Annotated in this window: 9 protein-coding genes; 2 read left to right on the top strand and 7 right to left on the bottom strand. The window is 34.6% G+C overall.

Translation table 11 applies throughout. From position 1 onward, the window contains the following. Nucleotides 1-6: 6 nt before the first annotated feature. Nucleotides 7-171: an IS3 family transposase gene (locus H9X96_RS23205; RefSeq protein WP_370576776.1), complete on the top strand. Its 165-nt coding sequence runs from the start codon at nt 7-9 to the stop codon at nt 169-171. Nucleotides 172-217: 46 nt separating this feature from the next. Here H9X96_RS23205 and H9X96_RS22245 read toward each other — a convergent pair whose 3' ends face one another. The 3 genes from H9X96_RS22245 to H9X96_RS22235 all read right to left on the bottom strand — a co-directional run bounded on the left by H9X96_RS22245 (nt 218) and on the right by H9X96_RS22235 (nt 2,088). Beyond that, entirely contained in the window at nt 218-619 is a 402-nt protein-coding gene (locus tag H9X96_RS22245) for a hypothetical protein (protein ID WP_187668404.1), read from the bottom strand. 557 nt (nt 620-1,176) lie between these two features. Beyond that, complete coding sequence (locus tag H9X96_RS22240) at nt 1,177-1,449, bottom strand: hypothetical protein (RefSeq protein WP_187668403.1); 273 nt, start codon at nt 1,447-1,449, stop codon at nt 1,177-1,179. A 36-nt stretch (nt 1,450-1,485) separates the two neighbouring features. Then, the gene (locus tag H9X96_RS22235; RefSeq protein ID WP_187668402.1) at nt 1,486-2,088 is read right to left on the bottom strand and encodes a hypothetical protein; all 603 of its coding nucleotides are present in this window, start codon (nt 2,086-2,088) and stop codon (nt 1,486-1,488) included. Nucleotides 2,089-2,518: 430 nt separating this feature from the next. On the opposite strand from H9X96_RS22235, the gene H9X96_RS22230 reads away from it, so the two are divergent. Next, complete coding sequence (locus H9X96_RS22230; protein WP_187668401.1) at nt 2,519-2,731, top strand: helix-turn-helix transcriptional regulator; 213 nt, start codon at nt 2,519-2,521, stop codon at nt 2,729-2,731. Between the two features lie 340 nt (nt 2,732-3,071). Here the strand turns inward: H9X96_RS22230 and H9X96_RS22225 are convergent, their stop codons facing one another. The 4 genes from H9X96_RS22225 to H9X96_RS22210 form a co-directional block, all read right to left on the bottom strand. Next, nucleotides 3,072-3,608, bottom strand: a complete 537-nt coding sequence (locus tag H9X96_RS22225) for a hypothetical protein (RefSeq protein WP_187668400.1) — start codon at nt 3,606-3,608, stop codon at nt 3,072-3,074. A gap of 57 nt (nt 3,609-3,665) precedes the next feature. Continuing rightward, nucleotides 3,666-5,294 (bottom strand): hypothetical protein, encoded by a 1,629-nt coding sequence (locus H9X96_RS22220; RefSeq protein WP_187668399.1) that lies wholly within the window; start codon nt 5,292-5,294, stop codon nt 3,666-3,668. A gap of 306 nt (nt 5,295-5,600) precedes the next feature. Next, nucleotides 5,601-6,248: a phage integrase SAM-like domain-containing protein gene (locus tag H9X96_RS22215; protein WP_370576775.1), complete on the bottom strand. Its 648-nt coding sequence runs from the start codon at nt 6,246-6,248 to the stop codon at nt 5,601-5,603. A gap of 32 nt (nt 6,249-6,280) precedes the next feature. Further along, the gene (locus H9X96_RS22210) at nt 6,281-6,529 is read right to left on the bottom strand and encodes an Arm DNA-binding domain-containing protein (RefSeq protein ID WP_187668397.1); all 249 of its coding nucleotides are present in this window, start codon (nt 6,527-6,529) and stop codon (nt 6,281-6,283) included. Nucleotides 6,530-6,616: the final 87 nt, after the last annotated feature.

The following is a 6,616-nucleotide window of genomic DNA, read 5'->3' as shown; positions in this document are numbered from 1 at the left end:
AGATCATTGAAACAGGAATATATTTACCTGAACCCGCCTAACGGTGGCATGGAACTATTCCAGGGTGTGAAACGGTATGTCGAATTTTATAATAATCAAAGAAGGCATCAGTCTATGGAGGATCTTACCCCAAATGAGGTATTCTATCAAAGCAATAAAAAAGTGTCGTAAATAATCTTAAGTTTGATCTATTGCTGTCCAGCAAACCGGGAGTACTTCACTCTTGTTTCTTTGTCATTGCCCTAAGCCTGTTTCTATCACTTAGTTTTTCAAATTTGGGTCTATTTGATTTTTTCATTTCGATTGTGATCAAATTGTCTGGAATTTCCATACCCCGACTGTGTATCAATAGGTCACAGCTGATAGTAATTACTTGCATTTTACTATCCAGTATGGTTTTAACTTCCCCATTTTGCTTTCGGTTATATTCAGTGTCAGCGTAATAATTCCCTTCAATTTTGAAAATATTAAAATTATTTTCCAAGTACATTGCTAGACGACCGCAAAGACTCCTTTCACTCACTCCGCTTAGGATATTATGGGACTCCTTTTTAAAAAATGTATCGGCAGATACTTTGAATAGGTTGGTAAGCTGTGCTTGTGTAAATCTGATTGCCATGCTTTTAATTTCAGTAATTAACTTTTAAAAATGGTTTTTATTTCTATAAAAGTTTATCTAACAACGCATATTGATATGATTTAGACATAGTTTTTACATGTTGTTCGCAAATTATATTTATTTTAAAACATAGAAGTGAAATCTGTTTTATTGTTAATTTTCTCAATGGCCACATTTATATTAGTGCAATATAAAAATAGGATTGAACTTGCTAATATGATTTTTAAATCCAGAGTTTTAAGGATAACCAAAAAAGCAAGCAGGAATAGGGCAGTAGCCCTATTCTTTACGTGTATGCATTGCAAACGGGCTTGTAAGAATCCTCCGAGGATTCTTTAGTCTATATGAAGGCTACAAAATAGTGAATATGGGGTTCTGGCTGGAATCCCACCTTTCTGGATGCTTTATTTAAGAAGGGAAATAAAGAAAGGTGTTTTTGCAAAAGAGTTTCCCCCGCGCATTTGCGGCTTGCAAAAACACCTTAGCCCAAGGCCACCACGCAGTTTTTGCGGGGGTGTTTACGGAAAAGACCGTGGGCTTGAAGAAAAGGGAGTGGTTCAATCATCGATCAGCATACTTTTTAAACTTTCAATTTCCGGATGCTGGTAGGCTAATGTTCCCTGTTGAAAGTCAAACAGCTTTTCCATCAGAATGACTTTTTCATATGGGATATCTTGTGTGCTTTCCGGAAGGATTCTACGGTAATTGTGGAAGGTATTAAGTGAAATGTTTAACAAGTCTGGCAGAATCTGCATCGCTTTACGGTATTGCCATACATTGAGATTGAATAGATACTCATCGATCTTGTATTTTCTAGTTTGCTTTTTCATGACGTCATGTATTAAGTCCGGTTATCATTTATGGGTTTAGTTTACTGTTGTAGTGGTGTTACTAATGCAGAATACGGTCTGGCTGCTGTCAATCAGATAGATGACCTCAATTAGTTTTTCTATGTACTCTTTGACAACCACCATTGCACTTCCGTCTTCTAAAACCTCATCAATAGTGGGCTGCCTGTAAGCATATTCCACTATCCGGCTAAATATCAACCTCCATTCGTTTAAGCTCATGAAGCTGAAAAAGTCTTTAAAAAAGCACTGTGTGTTTTTGATTTCCTTATCCGAAAGGGTTTTAAAGTGGGTGGTAATAAGCGTACTGTAATATCTGTTAAGGTCCATTTCGCAGGGAGTAAGTGTGCATGGATCACAATGTAAAGAGAACTTCGCGTCTCTGCAAAAGAAGATGTGCCCCGCTTCCAGTAATTTCAGTAAGCACCTGTAATTGTAGAAGTACTCTTCACTTTTTCCATACTGTTTGTTGGTACATGCTGATTTGATCAGTAGTAGAATTTCAGCGCGAAATGCTTCAATGTCTATTTCATACCTGCAGAAATCTGCAAGGAATAGATGAGGGTTGGTAACCTGCTTATCTGTAAGCTGATTGTACCGAAGTTTGCTTTTGTTGCTCATTATTAAAGGGTTTTAATAACAAGCCTCGGACTAAAATATTATCAGCAACTATTTTAATAGGGCTGGTAACTCGCTTAATCTGTTGCAGCTAGGTTCTGGTAAACCACCAAACCTTTCGGAATGGATCTCAGCAACAAACATAAGCGAGCACCAGCCCTATTAATTATAGGGTGGTGGATGCTACACTTACGCTCGCTGAGATTAAATTTACCAGATTTAGCTGCGAGGCTCGTATGCAATCCTAATTTTTCGTGACTAGAATTACAAAAGTATAATATTTAATTAATAACTATTTATATCAAACTTAGTGTTTAATAATGTAAAACACAAATAAAACAATGTATAACATTATGTTATTAACGTTATACATTGTTTAAATGAATAATATGATTCTTTTTCTAGTACTATATTTGTTTTAAAACAGTTTAATATGAGTAAAGTAACTTATAACCGCATCAAGTCAGTATTGGCTGAAAAAAGAAAGACGAATAAAGATTTGGCTGATGCCTTAAAGATTGCACCTGAAACGGTTTCCAGTTGGTGTACAAATTCAGCACAACCATCTATTAAAAAATTATTTCAAATTGCAGATTATTTAGACATTGAAGCTAGGGATCTATTGGTTTCTTCCAAAAAAGTATAAAAATTAATGCTTCTAAAAAAGAAAACGATTTGCTTTCTATCATCTTTGATATTTCTATTCTGTAGTTGTGAATATATTAAGAACGACAGGTTGAAATTAGGAAGATACCATTTAGAATTGACCACTGATTGGAGACGGACATTCGGAACCTTATCTGGTATGCAAATTACATTTCCTTTAAACGGTGGCTATACCTGGACACAATTTGTCTTATAATTAACACCTCCCATTGTCTGTCATTGGCCAATTGCAGAAATCCATGGTTAATTTCTATTTTTAGTAGTAGTTCTGATGTAGTTTAACATTGACTATATCCCAATTGTTGCAAAATTAAATTTCGTTAAATGCGTCTTTTGCTATTGGTTTCAATTTGATAAATGGCATCTATTGTGATTTTATATTTTCCTTTGGAGGTAATTATTTCTCTTATCAGTGTGCATTCAATTAGTCCATCTTTAATCAAATGCATTTTTACAGGTGGAGAGAATATTGTACTTTTACTTTTATCATACACTAGGGGTATGATTTGTTTAGATGTATCCTCATAATTGAAGTTATAGATACGGCCTTGCATGTCGAAAGAATAATCTGAATTATGAAGATATTGTTCAGGCCATAATAGGTGAAAGGATTTACCGGTTTTGCTAACAAGTACATCAAGTGTACTAGTTTTTAAATCGGGAATTTCAATTAGCATGTTATTTGTTAAATTTCCATCATCATTGAGGTCGTACTCTAACGTAGAAGTGGCATTGATTATTTTATAAAAGCCATCTAATCTCTCATTTAACTTGATATTATAAGTGTCTTTCACTTCTTTTTTACAAGAACATAAAGCAAGGATTAGACAGACGAAAAAACTCAATTTAATTTTCATACTTTTAATTTTAAAAATTGCGAAACAATCAGATTACTGTTTCGCAATTTACTTAAGTTATTGCAATCTTGGTTCAATTGTAAGGAATACTGTTCCAAAATTTAATTCATAAGGGTTGTAGGTAACAGTATTGCCAGAAATGGTATAATCTTTCCATATAGGAGTGTCAAAATAATGACTCGACGAACCAAAAGACTGGGGCCCAATTGTTTTTGAAAATGTATGGCTTTGTGAATTTGTTGTCTTAGAAGAAGCGCCAAATTTCGCTCCAACTTTTATTTTTTCGCCTAATGGAATACTAAGTTCAAAGTTAGTGGCAAATTCAGATGATTGGCTGACTACTTCTGTTACTGTTTGTGCCGCATTGTATCTGCTAAAATATATATTCCAACCAAATGACAGGTTTTCTAAATCCCAGTTTTCAAGAGGTATGGGAACTGGTAGCTCAAATAATTTTGCACCGTCAATTGACGGCCCCCAAAAATAAGTTCCTTGTGAAGGAGGTGTGCCATGAGGGACCTGGATCTTTGTATAGTTTAAACTAAATAATTGTGAGGGATATACCCATATTGTTTTCATAGTTTCTAGCCCGGGACCATTTTTCGCATTAACTATCGCTGTTATTCTGAACTCATAGGTCCCAGTTGTCCAATTTTCCCAGATTTTTCCCTCAATTGGAATTGGATCACCTGGATTTTTTCCTATTTGATCAAAAGTAGCAGATGCGTCATAAAAACGAAAGTGAGTTAAAGACTCTTTAATGTTTCTTTTTAATGGCCCACTGGTAATACCAGTTGATGGATTAATTCCATAATATATGTTATCTCTTTGCCATGCAGAGCCACTTTGTATTGCATCAATAATATGCTGAACTTTTGAAATATCAACTTTCCTATGTTCATAACCATAAGTCTCACTTCTACTAGGTGCCCTCATTATATCATTATTTCTTACCTTGTTAAGGCTGGCAACCTTAGTATTATTCAATAAAGCTTTTGCCGACATTGAATTATTAACTCTAATTTTTAACCCATTAAATGCCGGATCTGCAAATGAGTACAATAATCCTTCTGAGTTTAAGAATTGAACTGATTGATTATTTGCTTTAGCTGTATTATTAATTGTGTTGGCGTTTACTACTATTCTCTCATTGTCCTTAATAACGATTGTTGCCTTTGCAGGCAAAAGTCCATGTGGTATTTCAAATGACTCCTGATTAAAAAAACCTTTAATACTTTCTTTATTGTCTCTATCTACTGGTTCCACAGCTACAGTAGGAATATCAGTTGATGTTTGCCATATTTCAGCATTAAATTCGGGCAACGCAGGGATCATTATTGTTAAGAGAGGTAATTTTTTTAAAGCAACATTGAAGCTGTCCTTAGAACTTGCGTATTTTAATATTTTTTCATTAAAAGTTTCTTTCCCATCTATCACAATGTTTTTAGCTGCTTGATAAAATACATCATAGTCATTGTCAAATTGCTTTAAGGCTTCATTTTTAATAAATGCTCTAAGGGAAGGTTCTTTTGTGACCGCTATTGCTAAAGTTTTAGCAATATAGAGTTTGCTTTCTCTGTTGGATAATTTAATTAGTGAATCTGAGTTGAATTTCTCTTCTGGTTTGTTTTTTTTGCATGAAGTAATTACACCCGCAATAAAAAACAATAATAATATTTTTTTCATATAATTTATATCTGATTATTACATAGTTACTATAATATTATAATATTATGAAATTTTATTAAAAATAATTATTACAACTGTTTTTATTTGGAACTACTAATCTTAATAAGGCAATTATTTAAGTATATTTAGAAAATAACAATTATTTTACAATTATTATTGCGAATAAGCAACTTATAAAAGTGCTTTTTTGGTAAAAGAAAATTACATGTCGCAGATATTTTTCTCTCTGAAGCCAACTAAACTGACTAATCCGGATAATCAGAGATTCTCTCCAGAGTTGGAGCTTGGGGCCATGGCTTTCAGTCATGGCCTGCTACCTTTTAACTGACCATGAACTTTGTTAAACAGCAAAGGGATAGCAGACCGGATATTAGTTTTCTTTCTGTTGGTGAAAATCCAGTGGTATCCATCAACCCCTTTGGTGATGTTGGATAGCTTTAGTTTTTGAACATCAGCATAAGCAAGTCCGGTAAAACAACAGAACAGAAATAAATCCCTAACCTGTAAAAGCCTTGCAGTATTAAATTGCTTTTGCGCAATCCGTTGAATTTCATACTCAGATAGAAAAGGCCGTTCTACAGGCTTAGATTTAAGTTTATAACCAAACATCGGGTCATTGTCGATCCATTTCAGGTTTAAACAAATGTGGATGATTTTGCGGAAGTTTTTAAGGTATCGTATAGCGGTATTGTTTGCACAGCTGTTTTCTGTTCTAAGATAAAATTCAAAGTCGTTGATAAACGCATGATTTATTTCTTTGATCTCTACATCAGAGACCTTGTGCTTTTCGAGCATAAAGGCTTGAAGGTGGCGTTCCAGTATCTCAAATTTTTTTAAAGTTCCAATCGCATATTGTTTACCTACCAAAGCTTTCATTTTTCTGTTGTGATTCTTCACAGCCTCTAAAAGCGTATGTGTTGCGCTGTCTTTGTCCTGAAATTTGTTTCTGATGCTCTCTGCGGTAACAGGAGTGCCAGCTTGAATTAGTTCTTTGTGGCCCGATAAACCATTGCTTGTATGTTATCCAGATAGGCATTAAACCTTTTTATATCTTCTTTAGTTCCGGTTAATCGTCCGGTTTTGGGATTCCAGCGATCCGGTTTGCATTCTTGTCCTGTAGTAATTTCCACGCGATTTCCTTCCACAGTAATCCTTAAATAGATAGGAGCATCACCGCTAGAATGTTTTTTTTGGATCAAGCGGAATTCTTGGGGGGAAGGAAGTTTAAGCATAGATTTTAGAAAGTCTGAACAGAAAGAATTTGACATCTCTTACGCCCCTGGAAGTAGCCCTGAAAGCTTTCACTTTTGCATTGAAAG

Origin of the sequence: Pedobacter sp. N36a, assembly GCF_014472395.1 — a bacterium.
Taxonomy (GTDB): domain Bacteria; phylum Bacteroidota; class Bacteroidia; order Sphingobacteriales; family Sphingobacteriaceae; genus Pedobacter.
This window is presented reverse-complemented; position numbering and strand designations above follow the sequence as displayed.